Genomic DNA, 18988 nt, shown 5'->3' on the forward strand with positions numbered 1-18988 from the left:
TACTCAATTTTTTACCCAAAAACCTTTATTTTTACTAACTATCTTTTCCTGAGTAGTTAGGTAAAATTTTTCTTTATCCTTCCAGTAAATATCTATCTCTCCTAACAGGGCTGTATTTAACAAAGGGATATTCCTTTGTTGAAAATAATTTACTACTTTACCAGAAGGTAACCTATAAGGATTTAAAAATCCAGAGCTTACAATTACTAACTGGGGATTAACTTGAGTATAAAATTTCTCATTAAAACTATTTTTACTGCCGTGATGAGGTAAAATCAAAACCTGAGCTCTAAGATCTAAGTTAGAAGACACCAGATCATTTAAGCCTGCTTTTTCTATGTCTCCACAGATAAGCACTCTCTTTACACCTCTATCTACCAGCCTTAATACCAGAGAGTCATTATTAGAATTATTGCCCTTAATTTTAGGATGTAACACTTCCAGATAACTATCCTTACTTAAATTAATCCTATCTCCTCTCTTTACTATTCCTACTTTATCCCTATTTTTACTTAATATCTTCTCTAAAATCAACCTATCTCTTAAACCCAGAGGAAAGTCTCCATTAAAATAAAATCTTTTAAATTTAAATCTATCTAAAATATAATAAAGACCTCTTAAATGATCTATGTCTGGATGAGTTAAAAAAATCATATCTAAACCAGGATATTTTTTATAGGTTAAAATTTTACTTAAAACCAGTTTACCCAAATCATAATCAAAATTAAAACTTCCACCTCCATCAATAAGAATTCTATTTTTATCTATATTCAAAAAAAGAGATTGTCCTTGCCCTATATCTAGAACAGAAACCATATTGCCTTTATCTTCATAAATAATTTGAATAAAAAATAAAACCAAAGAAAAAATTAAAAAATAAATTACCTTTTTATTTTTAAGAATAACAAAAAGAAATAGCAGATAAAAGCTTAATATAATCCATCCGTCTGGCCTAGGAACAAGTACAGTTATAGTTGTAAGTATTCTTTCTAAAGAAGACAAAATAGAAAATAAAAAATCTAAAGATGTAGACATAATTTTTAGAAAAAATAAAGCTATACTTTGATATTTCAAAAACAAAAGAAATAGTAATCCAGAAGGCAAGGTTATAAAAGATAAAATGGGGATCCAAATAATGTTTATAAAAGATAAAGTATAAACTTGATTAAAATAATATACTTGTAAAGGTAGTAAAATAAGGTTTATTATTAGAGTTGAGAAAAAAATAAATAAGATAGAACTAAAAAATTTGTTCTTCACTTTCAAGCTCTTTAAAAGATATACTGAGAAATAGACTCCTAAAACTGCTAAAAAAGAAAATTGAAAAGATATATCAAAAACACTTGCAGGTAAAAAAAGAACCAACAAAAAAAGAGCTATAAAAAAACCATCTATAAACAATCTCTCTTTATTCAACAAGTAAAGTATTCCCCAGCTTAAAAACATAATTTCTGAACGTAATAGGGATAAAGGAGCTCTAGTTAACAACAGATAAAAAAGAGATAGAAAAAAGAAATAAAGATAGACATCTTTTTACGGGGTACAATCAGAGCACCATAGGGGAATATAAAATATAAGCCATAAACCAGGAAAAAACCTAAAGCAAAAACAATGCTTAAATGTAAACCTGAAAGCGCCAAAGTATGGCCAAGGCCTGTTTCTCTAAAAAAGTTTAAAAATTTATAGGTAAAAAGAGATTTATCATTTAAAAGTAAGGCCAAGATTACAGCTTTTGTTTCTTCTCTAGCGCTTATTTCATTCAAATAACTAAGAACATTGGCTTTTAAAAAATATATTTTCTGATATAAATACCTTTTAAACTTATAAATCAAATTACTTTTTTTATAATCTAAAATTCTTAAGCTCTTAGCGTAAGAACGATAAAAAATATTTTTACTAGTCCAAAAAAAGGAATAACCAAAAACCCCTTTATCTTTTAAGCCTGCAACAGGTTTTACCTTTAATTTTTCTTCTATTTTATCTCCAGGCAAAATATCTTTATCTTTTCCTTTATTATCTTCTAAAGTAATCATCAATTTATTTTTTATTTTTATATTATTAAAATAAACCTCATCTAAAAGTATTCTCTTTTTATTTTCTGGTAAAAACTCTATACTACTAACTATTCCTTTAACTTCAATCTTTTTTTTAAAAAAATCTAAAGCAAAGGGATAATAACTAACTGGAATAGTAAGATAAAAATAAGCTATCCCCAAACAATAAAAAAAGGCATAAAAGTATTTTTTAGGTTCAAAGAAAAAGAAAAGAAATAAAAAGATAAAAAGACTATAGACAGGAAATCTGGGAAAAATAAAACCACTTAGAAAAAGAGAAATGTTTTTTGCCAGGTAAAAAGCTTTAGCTGGGTCAATGCTTTTTAATTAAAACTTCTCGAGGTTTACTTCCTTCTGGAGGACCAATAATGCCATCTCTTTCCATTTGCTCTATAAATAAAGCAGCTTTATTAAAACCAATGCGAAAACGCCTTTGAATTAAGGAGATGGAAACCTTACCTGTTTCTATGGCAAATTCTACAGCTTCTTGATATTTGGGATCATTTACAATATCTTCATTTACTTCACTTTGAGTTTTTTCTTCTTTTTCTTCTTTCCATTGTTTAAAATCAAGCTCAAAGGAGCCAGGATAAGACTCTTTCCAAAACTCCACGACTTGAGCAATTTCTTCTTCACTGACAAAAGCACCATGGACCCTTTTCAAGCTTCCTCCACTGGCCTTAAACAACATATCTCCTTTACCCAAAAGATATTCTGCTCCATTGGCATCCAAAATAGTTCTGGAGTCATGTTTGGAACTCACCTGAAAGGCTATTCTAGCTGGAAAATTGGCTTTAATAATACCTGTAACCACATCCACTGAAGGTCTCTGGGTAGCTAAAATCAAATGTATCCCAGCAGCCCTTGCCAGTTGGGCCAATCTAACAATACTGGTTTCCACTTCTTTAGCCCCAGTAAGCATCAAATCAGCCATTTCATCAATAATTATAACCAAGTAAAAAAGGGATTCCCACTCTTCTTGATTATCTTCACTTTTCTTTAAATTACTTATTTTTTGATTATAGGCCTCAATATTGCGCACTCCCAACTGGGCCATAAGCTCATACCGTCTTTCCATTTCTGCTACTGCCCACTCTAAGGCTACCTTGGCCATACCAGGCTCTGTGACCACAGGATGGACCAGATGGGGAAGGTCATTGTAAACTGAAAGTTCTATTCTCTTGGGATCGATAAGCAATAACCGTAAAGAATCAGGAGTATGAGCAAAAAGTAAACTTAAAAGAAAACTATTTAAACATACACTTTTACCCGCACCAGTAGCCCCTGCCACTAATAAATGAGGCATTTTGGCCAGGTCTACCACTACAGCATTTCCTTGAATATCTTTACCCAGGGCCAGGGGGAGAATATGCTTTTTATTTTGAAAACCAGGAGTATCCAAAACTTCCTTTAAAAAAACCATTTCCCTTTCTGGATTAGGAATTTCTATGCCCACAGTATCCTTACCTGGAAGAGGAGCAATAATGCGTACGCGAGAAGATTTTAAACTTAAAGCCAAATCATCACTCAAGTTGGCGATCTTACTAATCTTGATGCCAGGAGCTGGTTTAAATTCCACCATGCTCACCACTGGGCCTGGCACTACCCTTTCTACCTTTCCTTCTATAGAAAAATTAGCTAAACAATCTGTTACTTTTAAGCCTATTTCTTCTAATATTTCTTTACTTACTTTAACCTTATTCTTCACAACTTCATTTAGTATATCTAAAGGAGGAAACTTAGCATCACCAGAATGAACATAATTAATGTTATTTTTACTATCTTTTTTAACACCTGACTCTTTAACTTCTTTTTTTCCTTCTTTTACAGGACTAATATCTTTATCTACATTCTTTTTTTTATTATTTCTCTTTATATTTTTAGATATCCTTTCTTTTCTCTTTATAAAGTCATATTTTAGTTTATAAATCAAACTATACCATGATATATTAAATACTATTTGTATACTACAAATTGTTAGTATAGACAAAATTACTATACTACCCCAGAATTTAAAATATTTTATACATAAAAGATATAAATTATTTCCTAAAAAACCACCACCACTTATACTATGAAAAGAAACAAAAGAAAAATAAGGAAAAGAAATCCAGATATGCAAAAGGATTAAAAGTAGAAAGAAAAAAGTCCATCTATACCAGGGAAAAGTAATATTTTTAATAATTAAAAGAGAAACCAAAAATCCACTTAAAGCCCACAAAAAAGCGCCCAAACCAAAAAGATCAAAAAAAAGGCCAGCCAGGTAAGCTCCTACCAAGCCAGCCTTATTAATTACTTTTCCACTAGCGATACCAGAAGAATTAAAAGATGGGTCTAAGGGCGAATAAGTTAGCAAGCTAAGCAAATAAAAAAAAAGAAAACCCCACAAAAACAATAGCAATATTTCTTTTTTTAACTTGCCCTCCCCAGTCAAAAAAAATACTCCTTTATTCTCGACCGATATATTCTTTAGTTCTGGTGTCAATTTTGATTTTATCTCCTTCGTTAATAAACAGAGGCACCTGAACTACCAGGCCAGTTTCCAAAGTAGCTGGCTTGGTAGCGCCAGAAACAGTATCTCCTTTTACTCCTGGCTCTGTTTCCACCACTTCCAAAACTACAGAAGCAGGCAAATCCAAGTCAATAGGCTGATTTCTATACACCAAAACCTTTACTTCTTCACCTTCTTTTAAAAACTGCCCCTTATCAGCAAAGGACTCTGCAGCCACATTGATCTGTTCGTAAGTGGTCATATCCATAAACACATAACTATCGCCTTCTTTGTAAAGATACTGATAGGACCTGGTTTCCAAATCTGGACGATCAAATTTTTCTCCAGCGCGAAAGGTCTCATCTACAATACTACCTGTAAGTAAATTTTTTAATTTGGTCCGGACAAAAGCACCACCTTTACCTGGTTTCACATGCAAGAAATCCAATACTTCATAGGGAACTCCCTCAATTTCTATTTTTAATCCCCGTCTAAAATCAGTTGTAGAAAGCATTTTACCTCCTTCAGCAATTATTTTTTAACTCTCAACTTGAGAAAGATAATGATAAAGAGCTTTTACGCCTAAAACATAACTATAGATTCCAAATCCAGAAATAACTCCAAGAGCTTTGGCCGATAAATAACTTTTATGTCTAAACTCTTCTCTGGCATAGACATTACTCAAATGTACTTCCACATAAGGTATTTTTATCCAGGATAGACAATCAGCTATGGCTATACTCGTATGCGTATACGCTCCTGCATTAATAACAATGCCAGAGACCTTTTTCTCCCATGCTTCTTCTAAATAATTAATCAATTCACCCTCTGAATTGGACTGCTTAAGGGTTAAATTCAACCGAGGACTAACCTCCTGAGCAACCAAAGAGGGAAGAGCATCCAGTCCCTTTTCTCCATAAATATGGGGCTCTCTTTGACCTATATACTTTAAGTTAGGTCCATTTAAAATAAGAATATCCATAAAAACTACTTGGCTTCAGCAGGTACTTTTAATTCTTCCAGATAACGAGGCTCCACCACCACTTCTGGCTTTAAACTATTTTCCGAAGCTGCAAGAGGCTGGCTTATAGCCTTAACTTCTACCTTTGGCAAGAAGATGATATCATCCACCTCTACCTCTTCTTTAACCTCATAAATTTCCCCTTGCGCTAACAAACCATACCCCTTGGTAAACTTATCTTCGGTCAAGGCCTGAGTAATTTTTCCCATGCCAGTAAGACGAATAATCCCCTCTTCTTTAGAAAATTTACCAATGGCAAAATACCTATTTTCCACTTCACCAGGATTATAATCTTCAAAAACAGCAATATAACAAAAATCATGTGTGCCAATGGCATAAGTGTTTTGTTTTAAACTAATTACCTTACCAGCCACAGCATAGCTCGGAGTTAAAGTTAGAGTAACTTCAAATTCTTGTTCCAAATCCTTGGTATAAGGATTTTGTTTGGGATTGATTTCTCCTTTATTGACCAAGAACTGAGCGCTTTTTATCCCTAGAGCACTAGGTCTAACAATCATACTCATTTTTAATATTTCCCTATTAATTTGCTGCATGGCTTCCTTTAAAGCAGCATTCCAAAAGGCACTTTTGCCCTTCTCCTTATACTCATCAGAAGAAAGCTTGACTTTCACCTTAATTGTTTTAACCTCAGTAGTTAGCTGGTTTTGAGGATTAAAAATCAAAACTGGCTTAACTACTTGTTTTTTTTGAGCACAAGCAACCAAAAACAAAGCAGCCATAATTATTAACCATTTTTGCTTCATAAAAAACTCCTTTTGGGATTTAAATCTAAACCTTAAAACTGTTAAATGTTTTTATACAACTTTTAAAAAAAAATTTCTAGAGATTTTATGATGAAAAGAACATTAAAATTAGAAAAAACTATTTACACCTTAGAACAGCTTACAATACCACCTATTTCGCAGGTAGCCATAGCAGGAAGATCCAATGTAGGCAAGTCATCTTTATTAAATTGCCTGGCAGGACAAAAAAAATTAGCTAAAATCAGTTCTTCTCCTGGTAAAACTAGAAGTCTCAACTTTTATCTGGTTGAACCAGACAACTTTTATTTAGTTGACCTTCCTGGATACGGTTATGCCAAGTGCTCCAAGCAAGAAAGAGAAAAATGGGCTCAACTAATCAATTCTTATTTAAGCAATAACGCCTATTTAAAGGCAATGGCCGTGCTTCTTGATTCCCGGCTTAAACCTCAAAGTTTAGACCTAGAGCTTATTTCTTTCCTGGAAAACAACCAGATACCTCTAATACCGGTACTTACCAAGGTAGATAAATGCAAACAAAAAGAAATTAGTGCAAGCCTGAAGAATTGGCAAGTCCTGTTAAATAAGTCTGCCCAAGATATAATCCTGTTTTCCAGTAAGACAGGAAAAGGTAAAAACAAACTCTGGCAGGCTATAGTTAACAAAGCCAAGTAGCTATTCTTTGAGTATTTTAAATAAATAGGGTAAAATTAAAAACATAAAAATTATATTGGCTAACCATCCACCCAAAAAAGGAAAAAGAACACCCTTTTTAGCTAAAGTACTTCCAATAACAAACAGAGTATAATAAGAAAATATAAGTCCCAGCCCCAACAAGAGAGATTTATATACATTTTTTAAATAGTAGACGATTATTACTCCCAATATACTTAAAATAATAATAGAAAAGAATAAGCATACTTACCATACCAGGTAGCAAGTAATTCTTCCACACTAATACCATTTTTCCTAAATACCTCTATAATCTTTGTAAGCTGAGTAAAAGAAAGGGCCTCTTGAGGTAAGTCCGAACTAAGTGTAGCTAAGGATTTAAAGTCTATTTGAGCCTTTAAATTTACTTGCTTCACCTGTTCTTTAGAAAAGAATGGGGAGCAAATATCCAGGCCTTATCAATTATTATCCTTTCTTTATTATAGACAAAGCTATCTCCAGTAATATATCTTAATATCTTATTATTGGAAAAATCAACCTCATACACTTTTATAGAGGTTCCTTTATTAGTAGATAAGTTAAACCTTTCAAAATGGATAACCTTATCTTTATCTATAAGCCATTTATTATAAATATCATTTTTAATAAGTTCCTTATTTCTCACATACTTTTTCCACATTTCAGCTGATTTAAACATACCATAACTACCAGCTTCTTGAATAACTGCAAAGTGTAAAAAAGAAATAAATACAGAAATAGACAATATAAAAAAAATTAATCTTCTAAAATAAATACCACCAGACAATATCGCTATAATCTCATTTCTATTATACAAAATGGAAAATAATATAATTATAGAAATAAAAAATATACCTGGCATTATTTGAGATAAAATCATAGGTATTTTAAAAGTAAAATAGAGTAAAATACTTGTTAAAGAAACTTTAGAAGATATAAACTCGTCTACTCTATCTAAAAAGTCAAACAACAAATATACCAATATCCCAGATAAAGATATATTTAAAAAAATAAATCCAAGTTCTCTTAGTAAATATTTAGATAATGTTCTCATCTTTTTAACAACTTATTTTTAATAACTCCATAAAGAGTTACTTCTTTACTAAGTAAATAAAAGTTAATTCCGCCGAGAACTAAAAAAATCAAGTTAGGCATCCACATAGAAATATAAGGATACATTTTTCCTGTTTCTCCAAGGGAATAAAATAGAGAATAAAGAGAATAATAAATTAAAAAGGAAAGTAAACAAATAATTATTCCATATTGTTGTTTCATACCAGAAAGACTTAAAGAAAGAGGAAGCACAAAAAAGGACAAAATCAAACAGGAAAACGGTAAAGCCAATCTCCTACTAAGCTCCATTTTGGCAATTCTACTTAATTCTGAATCAGAATTAATAACTTTTTTTAACTCACTTAAATACATCTCTTTAGGCTTCTTATCTTCTAATTTAAACCCACCCAAAATATTTTTTAGATCCAGAATTACATCGTATCTTTTATAGTTGAGGATATTACTATTCTTATTGGAAAAGATATAAATATTTCCATCTAACAATTCAAAAACCATACGATTATTATCTTTATCATAATAAATATATCCTTTATCAGCCACAATCACTCTATTTTGCTCTTTTCTATTTTCTTCAATAAATATTCCTTGCATAATTTTTGTTTTTAAATCTACACTTTTTGGATAAATAACTATACCAGGGAAAGATGAAGAAAATATGCCTGGCCTCAGTGAAAATTCTGTCTTTGACTGTATAATTTCTATACATTTTTCTCTAAAATTATCTATACCTTTAGGCAATAAAACTATTGCCATATATAAAGATATAAAAAAGCAGATTACAGAAAATAAAAAAGGAAAGTAAGTAAAATTTGTATAGTTCAAAGAGCAAGAACGTAAAGCAATCATCTCTCTATCTGAAGTCATCCTTAAAAAAACTAAAAATATACTTAGCATGCAGGATATGGGGATAAGAATAATTAAAAAGGAAGGAGATAAATAAAAAAATGCCAGGGCAATATCTTTTATCTGTACATTTTGTCCTAAAAATAGCTCTTTAAAATGAAGTAACCTTCCTATTAAAATAAAAATGAGAAAAGAAAAAAGACAAATAAAAAAAACAACAAAAATTTCTCTGGCCAGATAACGATTTAAAATACGCATTATTTATTATTCTTTTCTTCCTTAAAAAATCTCAAGACAAATTCCATTTCTTGGGGACTCAAATTAAAACGCATCCCCACCTCTTCTAAAAGTTTAGTTAAATCTTTTTTCTCCTGTAGTTCACCATCAATCCATCTTATGGCTTGCTCTACCCTCTTTTGATCCATGATAGTACTCATTTTTTACTCCTATTTGTTCTTGCAAGTTTTTTGAGCTTAGAATAAAGATAGGCCTTTACTAAGGTTAATACCGTTAAAATTCAACCCAAAAAAGGAGGTTAGTAAGTGAAACGTTTAATGGCAAGTATTTTATTTCTGATGGCTTTTTTTTCAATTATCTCCACTTGTTTTGCCGAAGATAACTCTTGGGAGCGAGTAAAAAGTAAAGGAGAACTGGTAATAGGATTAGATGATGCTTTCCCTCCCATGGGTTTTCGTCAGGCGGATGGTACACTCACTGGTTTTGATATTGAAGCAGCAGAAGAAGTAGGAAAAAGATTGGGAATAAAAATCAAATGGCAACCCACTGCCTGGGACGGAGTTATTCACTCTCTTTATGCCAAAAAATTCGATTGTATCTGGAATGGCATGACTATCACCAAGGAAAGGGCTCAACAAGTTAACTTTACCAGGCCCTACATCATGGACGGGCAGGTAGTGGTTGTACGCTTAAATGAAAAAAATATAAAAAGTTTCAATGACCTCAAAGGAAAAGTTATTGGAGTTCAAAAGGGTTCTTCTGCCTTAGAGGCAGTTAAAAAACTTCCTGTTCAGCCCAAAAAAGTACGTGAATATGACAATAACCCCAAGGCCTTTTTAGATTTAGATGCAGGACGCCTGGACGCTATGGTAGTGGATAATGTTTCTGGACGCTATTATATTTCTGTAAGACCTGGTAAATATAGAATTTTACCTGGGTTTATCACTAAAGAACCCTTTGGGGTTGCATTTAGAAAGGAAGATAAAAAACTCCTGGAAGTAATTCAAAAGGAAATTGATAAAATGGTTGCTGATGGTACCATGGCTAAAATTTCCAAAAAATGGTTTGGCGAAGACATCACTAATCCAGCAAAATGGTAAACAACATTAGTTTTTCAATTTTAAAAAAGACCAGAAGGATTTTCCTTCTGGTCTTAGTGTTTTTAAGTCTGGTTAGCTCTCTGAGAGCAGAAACCAATTATCTAAAATTAGGAGAGCAAGAACTAAGCTTGGGAAATCTAGAGCAAGCCAAGCAGTACTTTCTCCAGGTAAAACCTCCCCTTACAGATGAAGACTTAGATTTTCTAAGGGCCAGACTTATTTTAGCCAAACTCTATTTTAATGAACACGAATTTACATTAGCCAAAAAACAATGTGAACAGATCCTTAAGTACTATCCTCAAAACCTGGAAGCACAAAATTTACTAAAAGCCATAAAAAATGAAGAAAAAAGATTTTTCAACGCTTTTTAGATAACGGTAAAAAGTATCTTCCTGCCTTGTTAAAAGGCACTGTTATGACGCTTACTCTGGTTCTTTTTACCATGTTGGTCTCTCCTTTGGGAGGGCTGGTTATTGCTCTAGGTAGAATAAGCCGTTTCTTACCCCTTTCTCTTTTTTGCTGGTTTATTATCTGGATGTTCAGGGGTACTCCTTTACTCTTACAACTCTTTTTTATTTACTACGGCCTGCCTGCCCTAGGTATTACCTTAAAACCTCTAACTGCAGCTTTTTGGGGCTTAGGCCTAAATTATTCTGCCTATCTAGCAGAAATTATTAGAGCAGGTATTCAAAGTATAGATGCAGGCCAGATGGAAGCAGCAAAAGCCCTGGGGATGACCTATGGACAGGCCATGCGGAGAATAATTATTCCTCAAACCTATAAACGCATCATGCCACCTATTGGTAATGAATTTATAGCTCTTATTAAAGATACAGCTTTGGTTTCCACCATTGCCATGGTAGAACTAATGCGTTCAGCAGATCAGCTTTTTAATACTTACTTTGATGTCACTGTATTAATCTTGGCAGGAATCATTTATCTCTTATTAACAACTGTATTTACCCTTACTTTTGAAAAAATAGAGCGCAAAGTTGGAGCTTATGAACAAAGATAATCAGGTATTAGTAGAGTTAAAAAACATAACCAAACGTTTTGGAGAAGTTGTTGCTATAGATAAAGTTAATCTAAAGGTCCATAAAGGAGAAAAGGTAGCAATTATTGGACCTTCTGGCTCTGGAAAATCAACTCTACTGAGAACCATAAATTTTTTAGAAAAAATAGATGAAGGTCAAATTTTCTTTGAAGGTAAAGAAGTAGGCTATGTTTTTAAAAGAAATAAAAGAGTTTTAGATAAGCCTAAAAAAATATGTGCCCTACGCTCTGAGATAGGCATGGTTTTTCAACATTTTCACCTCTTCCCTCATTTGACAGTTATAGAAAATGTTATGGAAGGACCTAGAACAGTTTTGAAAAAAAACAAACAGGAAGCAAAAAGCATTGCTTTGGATATGCTTAAAAAAGTGGGTCTTCTAGATAAAAAAAATGTCTATCCAGCCTGTCTTTCAGGTGGTCAAAAGCAAAGAGTAGCCATAGCCAGGGCCCTGGCTATGAAACCCAAATTAATGCTTTTTGACGAACCTACTTCTGCCCTGGATCCAGAACTGGTAGGAGAAGTCTTTGAAGCCATAAAAAAACTAGCCCAAGAAGGCATGACCATGATTATAGTCACCCACCAGATGGGGTTTGCCAGAGAAATGGCAGATAGAGTTATTTTTATGGAACATGGTCGTTTTTTACTGGAAGCCAAGTCCAAAGAGTTTTTTTCCTCTTCTTTAGAAAATCCTCGAATAAAAAGTTTTTTACAAAAAATACTGGATTAAAAAGATGAATCCTTATTTGCAAGCTACTATTTTAGGTATAGTTGAAGGTTTAACCGAGTTTCTACCCATTTCATCCACTGGGCACTTGATTTTAAGTGGGCATTTACTTCAATTTACAGGAGAAAAGGCCAATACCTTTGATATAGTTATCCAGCTTGGAGCTATTTTAGCTGTGGTAGTTTTATATAAGGACTTTTTTTTAAATCTTTTTTTTGACTTCACTCCCAACAAAAAAGAGTTTAAAGGCATTAGAGGAATATATCTTCTCTTTTTAACTACTCTTCCAGCCAGTATTTTAGGGTTATTAACCCACTCTTATATAAAGAAGTACCTTTTTACTCCCTTTACTGTCTCTTTATCTCTTTTAGTTGGAGCCATTTTTATTCTCGTGGTAGAAAACAAAAAACAAAACAATACTACCTATTTTAAACTAGATCAAATTAACCCTAAATTAGCTCTGGGCATTGGTCTATTTCAATGTCTGGCCCTTTGGCCAGGTTTTTCTCGTTCAGCTGCTACCATTATTGGCGGAATGCTCCTGGGCTTAGAACGTAAGTTAGCAGCTAAATACTCTTTTCTGGCAGCAGTGCCCATTATGTTTGCAGCTACAGGCTATGACCTTTTAAAAAATTTTCAACTTTTCAATCCTCAAGACCTAACAATTCTTGGCCTGGGTTTTATCATCTCTTTTTTCTCTGCCCTTGTAGCTATTAAAACCTTTATTTACCTTTTAGGCAAAATAACCCTAAAGCCTTTTGCTATTTATAGAATTATTTTAGCCTTAATAGTTTTATTTTACTATATTTAATATGTTAAAATTTATAATTATTTTTACTTTAATTTACTCAATTTTAAACTTAACACCATTTTTAATATTATCTCGTAATTTAACTTTTTTGAAAAAAAGATATCTACATTTATTATAACCCTGCTAATATCCTTACCTTTTATCACCAAAATAATAGAGAATAAATTACCCCCCCAGCTTAAACATCTTTTTTGGCTACTTTCTTATCTCTGGCTGGGATTTATATTTTATTTATTTTTGTCTTCGATAATCTTACTCTTCACAATTTATATTTTAAAAAACAATAAAATAAAAAAATATCTAAGCTATACAGTTATATTTTTTAGTCTCTCTATTACTTTTTTAGGTTATCTAAACGCTCAAAAGGTAGTATATACTAAATACAACTTTACTTCCAATAAATTAAGAAAAAATTATAAACTTGTCTTTATCTCTGATGTCCATTTAGGGATTATTCCTTCTTATAATATACTTGAATTTATAAATAAAAACATAAATAAAATTAATCCAGACTTAGTAATTTTAGGTGGAGACATATTTAATGATCACTTAAGTATAGCTGAAAAAAAATTGGCTAAATTTACCTCCAATTGTAAAGCTCCAATTATAGCAATAATGGGAAATCATGAACACTATGTTGATTTTGAAAAAAGCATGGAAATTCTCAAAAAATATAAGGTAAAAGTTCTTCTTAATAGCAATTATAAGTTAGAGGATATTAATTTGTTAGGTGTAGATGATCCTGCAGGGCACAGTGCAGGAGCAAAAATGGATTTTTTTAGGAATCTAAAAAAAATCCTTCCTCTGGTTAATCCTCAAAAATACAATATTCTACTTACTCATAGACCATGGTATTTTAAAGAATTTAGCGTTAAACATAACCTGGATCTTCAGTTGGCAGGACATACCCATAAAGGACAAATTTATCCTTTTTACCATCTGGTAAAGCTGGTATATCCTTATATCTATGGCCATTATCAACAAAACGTCTCTAATTTGATTGTAAGCAGTGGTTTAGGGACCTGGGGCCCACCCTTAAAAATGTTTTCACCTGCAGAAGTGGTTATCATCAACCTAACTCCTGGCAATGCTTAGAACCTATTTAAAATTAATTTTAACCACCCTTTTTTGGGGAGGCACCTTTATTGCTGGCAGATATTTAGGCCAAAACCTAGACCCCTATTTATCTGCTTTTTTTAGATTTTTTTTAGCTACTACCTTTTTATTTTTAATTTTACCTAAAAGAAAACCCCATTTCTCACTTTCCACCTGGCTAGAAGTATTTTTTTTGGGTCTAACAGGCATATTTTTGTATAATATATTCTTTTTTAACGGTTTAAAATACATTGAAGCAGGAAGAGCTGCCCTGATTATTGGCCTAACTCCAGCTTTAATTACCATTTTTTCTTATTTTTTCTTTAAAGAAAAAGTTTTCCTTAAAAATATCTTAGGGATAGTTATCACTTTCATAGGGGAAATTTTAGTTTTAAGCAAAGGAGAGATAAAAGAGCTGCTTTATTTTAAAATAGGTACAGGAGAAATATTGATTTTGCTCTGTGTCTTAAGTTGGACAGCTTACTCCTTGATTGGTAAGAACACTCTAAAAAAACATGAGCCACTTATCTTAACCAGTTATGCTTCTTTGATAGGGACAATTTTACTTTTTCCCTTTGCCTGGCAAAAACAGTTGCTCCAAAATATAAAATTTCTTACTTTAAAACAAGGTTTTAGCCTACTTTACCTGGCTGTTTTGGGCACTGGGTTGGGTTTTGTCTGGTATTATCAGGGAATAAAGAAAATAGGTGTTTTTAGAGCCGGCATATTTATCAACTTGGTCCCGGTATTTTCCCTTCTTTTAGCCTATATTTTCTTAAATGAAACTCTATCTTCCAGTACTTATCTAGGAGCAATTCTGGTGATAACAGGCATCTTTTTGACTAACTTAAAAAGATAAAATATATTAAATAAAAATTTAATCTAGGGGAAAGATTATGTCCACACCCAAAATCATCTTAACAGACAAAGAAATAACCAAAATAATAGAACGTTTGGCTTATGAAGTTTTGGAAAAAGTGGAAAATGTTCATAATATAGTCATTATTGGCATCCAGAGAAGAGGAGTAGACATTGCCAGAAGAATAAAAGAAATTTTACAGGAAAAGACAAAAATTTCTATTCCCTTAGGATCCTTGGACATAAATCTTTATAGAGATGACTGGACTCGTCTAGAAGCAGCGCCCTTTGTTAATGCCAGTAACATTCCAGTAAGTTTGGAACAACGGGAAGTAATCTTAGTCGATGATGTACTTTTTACTGGTAGAACAGTAAGATCTGCTTTAGAAGCTTTGCTGGATTTTGGCAGGCCAAACAAAATAAAATTACTAGTACTTATTGATCGAGGACATCGAGAGCTGCCTATTCATGCTGATTTTGTAGGAAAAACCATTAATACCTCTTTGAAAGAAACTGTATCTGTATTAACTAAAGAACAAGATGGTAAAGACTTAGTAATTTTAGAGGAAAAACAATGTTAAACACCTATAATTGGGTTATAGAATTATTGCTCTCCTTTATCTATGGAGGTTTAATTGGATTTGAAAGAGAGTACAGAGGAGAGCAAGCAGGCTTTAGAACTAATATTTTAGTCTGTATTGGTTCTTGTTTATTAATGAATCTGTCTTTAGAACTACCTACTATTTTTTCTCATTTAAATGTCAATTCTGTAATTCGTATGGATCCAGGTAGAATTGCTTCTTATACCATAGCTAGTATGGGTTTCTTAGGTGGTGGAGCAATTATTAAAGGAAAAAATATCATTAAAGGCCTAACCACTGCTGCAGGGTTGTGGCTGGTAACTGCCATTGGCCTAAGCATAGGAGCAGGTTTTTACTTACCAGCAACCATAACTACCCTTTTAAGTCTCTTTGTCTTATATTTTTTAAGACAAATTAGAAACACTATTCCCAAAAGATATTCTGCCTTATTAAAAATTCAATGTAATTGCCGTTACGAAAGCTTTGAGCTTATCAAGGAAATATTAGAAAATTATCCTTTTGAAGTAGAATTTATCAACTATTCTTATTTAAAAGAGAAAAATATAATGAATTATAAAATATTTATCTCATCCCATAAAAAAATAAAACCCAAAAATCTAATAGACGAACTCTTAAGCATTCCTTCTTTAACTTATATCTCCTGGACTGAAGGGGTAACTGTACGCTAATAAAGGCCTTCTTTAATAGAAGGCCTTATATTCTGGCCTTAAATCAACCCTTTTGCTTTTAATATCTGAGTAAGCTTTTCTTTATTTGGAGTTTGCATTTCCACTAGAGGTAAACGTAATTCTAAATTAATTCGTCCCATCAAACTCAAGGCTGTTTTTACTGGTATGGGATTGGTTTCCATAAACATGGCTCTAGCAATAGATAAAAGATTAATCTGAATCTCTTTTGCTTTTTCTAAGTTACCCTTAAAAAACTCAGTACAAAGTTCATGAGTCAGTTTGGGCACAATATTGGAAATAACAGAAATAACTCCTCTTCCACCAACAGAAAGTAAAGGTAATATGGTAAAATCATCTCCTGACAAAAGAATAAAATCCTTTCCACAAAGCTCGTAAATCTCAGCTACCTGTCTCAAATTACCACTGGCTTCTTTAATCCCAATTACTGCATCGACTTCTGTATATAATCTTTTAGCTAACTCTGGAGTCACATTTAATCCAGTTCTAGAAGGTACATTATAAACTATTATCGGAATAGACACTTCCCTGGCAATGGTTTTATAGTGAGCAACTAAACCATCAGGAGTTGGCTTGTTGTAATAAGGTGTGATAAGTAATACGGCATCAGCGCCTGCACTTTTGGCAAATTGAGTAAGTTCAATAGCCTCTTTAGTGGAGTTTGATCCAGCTCCAGCAATAACAGGTACTCTACCTTTTACTTGCTCTACACAAATTTTAATAACTCGTTTATGTTCTTCATGGCTAAGGGTAGCAGATTCTCCTGTAGTACCGCAGGGAACTACTCCATCTATACCTTCTTCTATTTGCCATTCAATATGTTTCCTATAAGCTTCTTCATCTATTTGACCATTTTTAAAGGGAGTAACCAGTGCAGTAATTGCTCCTTGAATATTCATTATTTCCTCCTTATTTAGCTAGTCAAAATTTGCTTATTTAAATACCCTTTATAAACCAAAACTGCCTTTCCCTGTAAAAATAAATTTTCCCTTTCTATAGAAATGATCAACTTTTCCTGACCACTGGTGATTAATTCCACTGTAGAATCCACCAAACCCAAGTTAAAAGCCACATACGCTGTAGCTGCTGCTCCAGTCCCACAGGCATAAGTTTCAACTTCCACGCCCCTTTCATAGGTTCTAAGTAAAATCTTTTTTCTATCCACTACCTGGGCAAAGTTTACATTAGTACCTGCAGGTTGAAAATGAGAATGAAAACGAATTGTACGCCCCAAATTAGCTACTTCAGTAGTTTGCACATCTTCTCTAAAAACTACACAGTGTGGCACTCCAGTATTTACAAAATGAACTTTCCACTCTTTATTTTCTAAATCTAAGAGAATATTTAATTGTAAATCTTTAGGCGGAGTCAACTGGACCTTAACTTCATCTTCCCCAATTACCTGGGCTTTAATTAAACCTGCATCAGTTAAAAATGTGTGTTCTTTGGGAGCTAAACCTAACTTTACTGCCAGCCAGGCTGCGCACCTAGAACCATTGCCGCACATCTCTGCTCTGGAGCCATCAGCATTAAAAAAGTGCCATTTATAACTGGCCCCAGTGTCTTCTTCTGGTTCTAAAAAAATAAGACCATCCGCTCCTATTCCAAACCCTCGAGCACAAAGTTTTTTAGCCCATGCTTCCATCTCCTGCTCTGCCACTTTTACCTGGCGCAAATCAAATAAAACAAAATCATTGCCACTTCCGTGCATCTTATAAAAGACAAGATTTTCTTCTATCATCTAAACTCCTTTTCAATAAAATTGCTTACTTCAGGATCAGGATAAATTTTATTTCCTAGCCAGTGAGTTTTCCAAAAAAAATTCTCCTTGTAAAGCCACTTATTTTGTTGTTTATATTTTTCGTAATCAGTAATATCAATCTGGAATACAGCCTTACCTTTTGAGTAAGGACGAACCCACAGGGTGCGCCCTTGGTTTACTACTTTACCTTCTATAGCTCGTCCTGGCCCACTACCCAAAAAAACAGGGATATCAGGTTTATAATATTGTAAATAATAATCTTCCCAATATTCACCCCAAGAAGAAATAGCTATTAGTGGCAAAAAAGGATATTTATTTACAATTTTCTTTACAACCTGTTCTACTTGTTCAGAGAAGTAAGCTAAATCTTTTTTACCTTCAATAAAAGGTAAAACTAAGATTACCAATTTATTATCTAAAAGATAAAAATCTATCTCATTATCCACAGTTTTCCAAAAAGAAGGTATGCTTATTCCTTTAGCTAAAAACAGCTGTTTTTCTTTTTTACTTAATACTCCAAAGTTATACTGAAACTTAGAATAAATATTTACAAGGTGATTAAGATTGCTGTTAGAAGAATCTAGAGGATCTATAAATTCAAAAGGACCAAACAAAAAAAGGCTATTTTCTTTTGCAATTTGCTTGAAAAGGTTTTTCTCCTGGCCAGACCGCCAAAACTTCTTCCTCCTCAGGAAGGACAGGGTTTTATTTCTCCATAACTATTGGCCGTATAATAAATAGTTAGAGAAGAAGAAAAAAGATTTTTCTCTCCTCCCAAAAATAAAATTAAAAAAAATAGGAAAAAACCCCCTTTTTAAAGCAGGTAAGCATCTTAGCTATTTAAATAGTCTTTTAAGTCCTTTCCTACTTTAAAAAAGGGAAGTTTTTTAGGTTTTACTTCTACTTTTTCTCCTGTCTTGGGGTTTCTTCCTACATAACCTTCGTACTCCTTAATTTTAAAACTACCAAACCCCCTAATTTCTACTCTCCGTCCTTCTTTAAGGGCTTCTTTCATAGAGTTAAAAAAAATATTAACGATATCACTGGCTTCTTCAGGAGACAGATCTTTTTCCTCTGCCAGCTTTTGAATAAGATCACTTTTATTCATCCACTCTCTCCTTTTTG

The 18988-nt window shown here is 32.8% G+C and carries 24 protein-coding genes and 1 pseudogene; 10 read left to right on the forward strand and 15 right to left on the reverse strand.

Annotated elements, in window-relative coordinates:
• Positions 1-3: 3 nt before the first annotated feature.
• From ACZ42F_RS04625 to ACZ42F_RS04650, 6 genes are read right to left on the reverse strand one after another with little or no spacing between them, the layout of a single operon-like run.
• Positions 4-1488 carry a DNA internalization-related competence protein ComEC/Rec2 gene (locus ACZ42F_RS04625; protein ID WP_464279928.1) on the reverse strand — a complete coding sequence of 495 codons (1485 nt, stop codon included), beginning with the start codon at positions 1486-1488 and terminating at the stop codon, positions 4-6.
• Positions 1482-2372 carry a ComEC/Rec2 family competence protein gene (locus tag ACZ42F_RS04630; RefSeq protein WP_464280199.1) on the reverse strand — a complete coding sequence of 297 codons (891 nt, stop codon included), beginning with the start codon at positions 2370-2372 and terminating at the stop codon, positions 1482-1484. Before ACZ42F_RS04630 ends, ACZ42F_RS04625 begins: the two co-directional genes overlap by 7 nt.
• Entirely contained in the window at positions 2368-4488 is a 2121-nt protein-coding gene (locus ACZ42F_RS04635; RefSeq protein ID WP_464279929.1) for a DNA translocase FtsK, read from the reverse strand. The genes ACZ42F_RS04630 and ACZ42F_RS04635 overlap by 5 nt, the downstream gene beginning before the upstream one ends.
• A 13-nt stretch (positions 4489-4501) precedes the next feature.
• Positions 4502-5059, reverse strand: a complete 558-nt coding sequence (efp, locus tag ACZ42F_RS04640) for an elongation factor P (protein ID WP_029969977.1) — start codon at positions 5057-5059, stop codon at positions 4502-4504.
• A 24-nt stretch (positions 5060-5083) separates the two neighbouring features.
• On the reverse strand, positions 5084-5527 hold the full coding sequence (locus ACZ42F_RS04645; protein WP_464279930.1) for a type II 3-dehydroquinate dehydratase: 444 nt from the start codon (positions 5525-5527) through the stop codon (positions 5084-5086).
• A gap of 5 nt (positions 5528-5532) precedes the next feature.
• The gene (locus tag ACZ42F_RS04650) at positions 5533-6330 is read right to left on the reverse strand and encodes a hypothetical protein (RefSeq protein ID WP_464279931.1); all 798 of its coding nucleotides are present in this window, start codon (positions 6328-6330) and stop codon (positions 5533-5535) included.
• Between the two features lie 87 nt (positions 6331-6417).
• Here ACZ42F_RS04650 and yihA point away from each other — a divergent pair, with 87 nt between their 5' ends.
• The gene (yihA, locus tag ACZ42F_RS04655; RefSeq protein WP_464279932.1) at positions 6418-7002 is read left to right on the forward strand and encodes a ribosome biogenesis GTP-binding protein YihA/YsxC; all 585 of its coding nucleotides are present in this window, start codon (positions 6418-6420) and stop codon (positions 7000-7002) included.
• Here the strand turns inward: yihA and ACZ42F_RS04660 are convergent, their stop codons facing one another.
• Genes ACZ42F_RS04660 through ACZ42F_RS04680 form a run of 5 tightly spaced genes read right to left on the reverse strand, consistent with a single transcriptional unit; the run spans position 7003 to position 9371 of the window.
• Positions 7003-7212, reverse strand: coding sequence for an LptF/LptG family permease (locus tag ACZ42F_RS04660; RefSeq protein ID WP_464279933.1), 210 nt, complete (start codon positions 7210-7212; stop codon positions 7003-7005). It lies immediately after the preceding gene.
• 5 nt (positions 7213-7217) lie between these two features.
• Complete coding sequence (locus ACZ42F_RS04665) at positions 7218-7415, reverse strand: hypothetical protein (RefSeq protein WP_464279934.1); 198 nt, start codon at positions 7413-7415, stop codon at positions 7218-7220.
• Positions 7412-8071 carry an LptF/LptG family permease gene (locus ACZ42F_RS04670; protein WP_464279935.1) on the reverse strand — a complete coding sequence of 220 codons (660 nt, stop codon included), beginning with the start codon at positions 8069-8071 and terminating at the stop codon, positions 7412-7414. Before ACZ42F_RS04670 ends, ACZ42F_RS04665 begins: the two co-directional genes overlap by 4 nt.
• Positions 8068-9192: an LptF/LptG family permease gene (locus ACZ42F_RS04675; RefSeq protein ID WP_464279936.1), complete on the reverse strand. Its 1125-nt coding sequence runs from the start codon at positions 9190-9192 to the stop codon at positions 8068-8070. Before ACZ42F_RS04675 ends, ACZ42F_RS04670 begins: the two co-directional genes overlap by 4 nt.
• Positions 9192-9371 carry a hypothetical protein gene (locus ACZ42F_RS04680; protein WP_029969917.1) on the reverse strand — a complete coding sequence of 60 codons (180 nt, stop codon included), beginning with the start codon at positions 9369-9371 and terminating at the stop codon, positions 9192-9194. The genes ACZ42F_RS04675 and ACZ42F_RS04680 overlap by 1 nt, the downstream gene beginning before the upstream one ends.
• Before the next feature lie 105 nt (positions 9372-9476).
• Here ACZ42F_RS04680 and ACZ42F_RS04685 point away from each other — a divergent pair, with 105 nt between their 5' ends.
• The 9 genes from ACZ42F_RS04685 to ACZ42F_RS04725 all read left to right on the forward strand — a co-directional run bounded on the left by ACZ42F_RS04685 (position 9477) and on the right by ACZ42F_RS04725 (position 16083).
• On the forward strand, positions 9477-10271 hold the full coding sequence (locus tag ACZ42F_RS04685) for an amino acid ABC transporter substrate-binding protein (protein ID WP_464279937.1): 795 nt from the start codon (positions 9477-9479) through the stop codon (positions 10269-10271).
• Positions 10265-10642, forward strand: coding sequence for a tetratricopeptide repeat protein (locus ACZ42F_RS04690; protein ID WP_464279938.1), 378 nt, complete (start codon positions 10265-10267; stop codon positions 10640-10642). The genes ACZ42F_RS04685 and ACZ42F_RS04690 overlap by 7 nt, the downstream gene beginning before the upstream one ends.
• A gap of 26 nt (positions 10643-10668) precedes the next feature.
• Positions 10669-11286, forward strand: a complete 618-nt coding sequence (locus ACZ42F_RS04695) for an amino acid ABC transporter permease (RefSeq protein ID WP_464279939.1) — start codon at positions 10669-10671, stop codon at positions 11284-11286.
• Positions 11273-12052, forward strand: coding sequence for an amino acid ABC transporter ATP-binding protein (locus tag ACZ42F_RS04700; protein WP_464279940.1), 780 nt, complete (start codon positions 11273-11275; stop codon positions 12050-12052). The genes ACZ42F_RS04695 and ACZ42F_RS04700 overlap by 14 nt, the downstream gene beginning before the upstream one ends.
• Before the next feature lie 4 nt (positions 12053-12056).
• Positions 12057-12860: an undecaprenyl-diphosphate phosphatase gene (locus tag ACZ42F_RS04705; protein ID WP_464279941.1), complete on the forward strand. Its 804-nt coding sequence runs from the start codon at positions 12057-12059 to the stop codon at positions 12858-12860.
• A 237-nt stretch (positions 12861-13097) separates the two neighbouring features.
• Positions 13098-13955 carry a metallophosphoesterase gene (locus ACZ42F_RS04710; protein ID WP_464279942.1) on the forward strand — a complete coding sequence of 286 codons (858 nt, stop codon included), beginning with the start codon at positions 13098-13100 and terminating at the stop codon, positions 13953-13955.
• Positions 13948-14814 carry a DMT family transporter gene (locus ACZ42F_RS04715; RefSeq protein ID WP_464279943.1) on the forward strand — a complete coding sequence of 289 codons (867 nt, stop codon included), beginning with the start codon at positions 13948-13950 and terminating at the stop codon, positions 14812-14814. The genes ACZ42F_RS04710 and ACZ42F_RS04715 overlap by 8 nt, the downstream gene beginning before the upstream one ends.
• Before the next feature lie 37 nt (positions 14815-14851).
• Complete coding sequence (pyrR, locus tag ACZ42F_RS04720) at positions 14852-15394, forward strand: bifunctional pyr operon transcriptional regulator/uracil phosphoribosyltransferase PyrR (RefSeq protein ID WP_464279944.1); 543 nt, start codon at positions 14852-14854, stop codon at positions 15392-15394.
• Positions 15388-16083 (forward strand): MgtC/SapB family protein, encoded by a 696-nt coding sequence (locus ACZ42F_RS04725; protein ID WP_464279945.1) that lies wholly within the window; start codon positions 15388-15390, stop codon positions 16081-16083. The genes pyrR and ACZ42F_RS04725 overlap by 7 nt, the downstream gene beginning before the upstream one ends.
• 38 nt (positions 16084-16121) lie before the next feature.
• Here the strand turns inward: ACZ42F_RS04725 and dapA are convergent, their stop codons facing one another.
• From dapA to ACZ42F_RS04745, 4 genes and pseudogenes are all read right to left on the reverse strand, one after another.
• On the reverse strand, positions 16122-17000 hold the full coding sequence (dapA, locus tag ACZ42F_RS04730; protein ID WP_029968970.1) for a 4-hydroxy-tetrahydrodipicolinate synthase: 879 nt from the start codon (positions 16998-17000) through the stop codon (positions 16122-16124).
• Between the two features lie 14 nt (positions 17001-17014).
• Entirely contained in the window at positions 17015-17842 is an 828-nt protein-coding gene (gene dapF / locus ACZ42F_RS04735; protein ID WP_464279946.1) for a diaminopimelate epimerase, read from the reverse strand.
• Positions 17839-18694 (reverse strand): annotated as a pseudogene (locus ACZ42F_RS04740) (UshA-like (seleno)protein family 2). The gene dapF and the pseudogene ACZ42F_RS04740 overlap by 4 nt, the downstream one beginning before the upstream one ends.
• 1 nt (position 18695) lies before the next feature.
• A complete protein-coding gene (locus tag ACZ42F_RS04745; protein ID WP_464279947.1) occupies positions 18696-18971 on the reverse strand; it encodes an HU family DNA-binding protein in 276 nt (91 codons plus the stop codon).
• Between the last annotated feature and the right edge of the window lie 17 nt (positions 18972-18988).

Source organism: Desulfonauticus autotrophicus, from assembly GCF_055381725.1.

Bases quoted from the DNA above. Each gene is read 5' to 3' on its own strand.
- efp (WP_029969977.1), bottom strand. From the start codon at position 5,059: ATGCTTTCTACAACTGATTTTAGACGGGGATTAAAAATAGAAATTGAG.
- ACZ42F_RS04645 (WP_464279930.1), bottom strand. From the start codon at position 5,527: ATGGATATTCTTATTTTAAATGGACCTAACTTAAAGTATATAGGTCAA.
- ACZ42F_RS04650 (WP_464279931.1), bottom strand. From the start codon at position 6,330: ATGAAGCAAAAATGGTTAATAATTATGGCTGCTTTGTTTTTGGTTGCT.
- yihA (WP_464279932.1), top strand. From the start codon at position 6,418: ATGATGAAAAGAACATTAAAATTAGAAAAAACTATTTACACCTTAGAA.
- ACZ42F_RS04670 (WP_464279935.1), bottom strand. From the start codon at position 8,071: ATGAGAACATTATCTAAATATTTACTAAGAGAACTTGGATTTATTTTT.
- ACZ42F_RS04675 (WP_464279936.1), bottom strand. From the start codon at position 9,192: ATGCGTATTTTAAATCGTTATCTGGCCAGAGAAATTTTTGTTGTTTTT.
- ACZ42F_RS04680 (WP_029969917.1), bottom strand. From the start codon at position 9,371: ATGAGTACTATCATGGATCAAAAGAGGGTAGAGCAAGCCATAAGATGG.
- ACZ42F_RS04690 (WP_464279938.1), top strand. From the start codon at position 10,265: ATGGTAAACAACATTAGTTTTTCAATTTTAAAAAAGACCAGAAGGATT.
- ACZ42F_RS04700 (WP_464279940.1), top strand. From the start codon at position 11,273: ATGAACAAAGATAATCAGGTATTAGTAGAGTTAAAAAACATAACCAAA.
- ACZ42F_RS04705 (WP_464279941.1), top strand. From the start codon at position 12,057: ATGAATCCTTATTTGCAAGCTACTATTTTAGGTATAGTTGAAGGTTTA.
- ACZ42F_RS04715 (WP_464279943.1), top strand. From the start codon at position 13,948: ATGCTTAGAACCTATTTAAAATTAATTTTAACCACCCTTTTTTGGGGA.
- pyrR (WP_464279944.1), top strand. From the start codon at position 14,852: ATGTCCACACCCAAAATCATCTTAACAGACAAAGAAATAACCAAAATA.
- ACZ42F_RS04725 (WP_464279945.1), top strand. From the start codon at position 15,388: ATGTTAAACACCTATAATTGGGTTATAGAATTATTGCTCTCCTTTATC.
- dapA (WP_029968970.1), bottom strand. From the start codon at position 17,000: ATGAATATTCAAGGAGCAATTACTGCACTGGTTACTCCCTTTAAAAAT.
- dapF (WP_464279946.1), bottom strand. From the start codon at position 17,842: ATGATAGAAGAAAATCTTGTCTTTTATAAGATGCACGGAAGTGGCAAT.
- ACZ42F_RS04745 (WP_464279947.1), bottom strand. From the start codon at position 18,971: ATGAATAAAAGTGATCTTATTCAAAAGCTGGCAGAGGAAAAAGATCTG.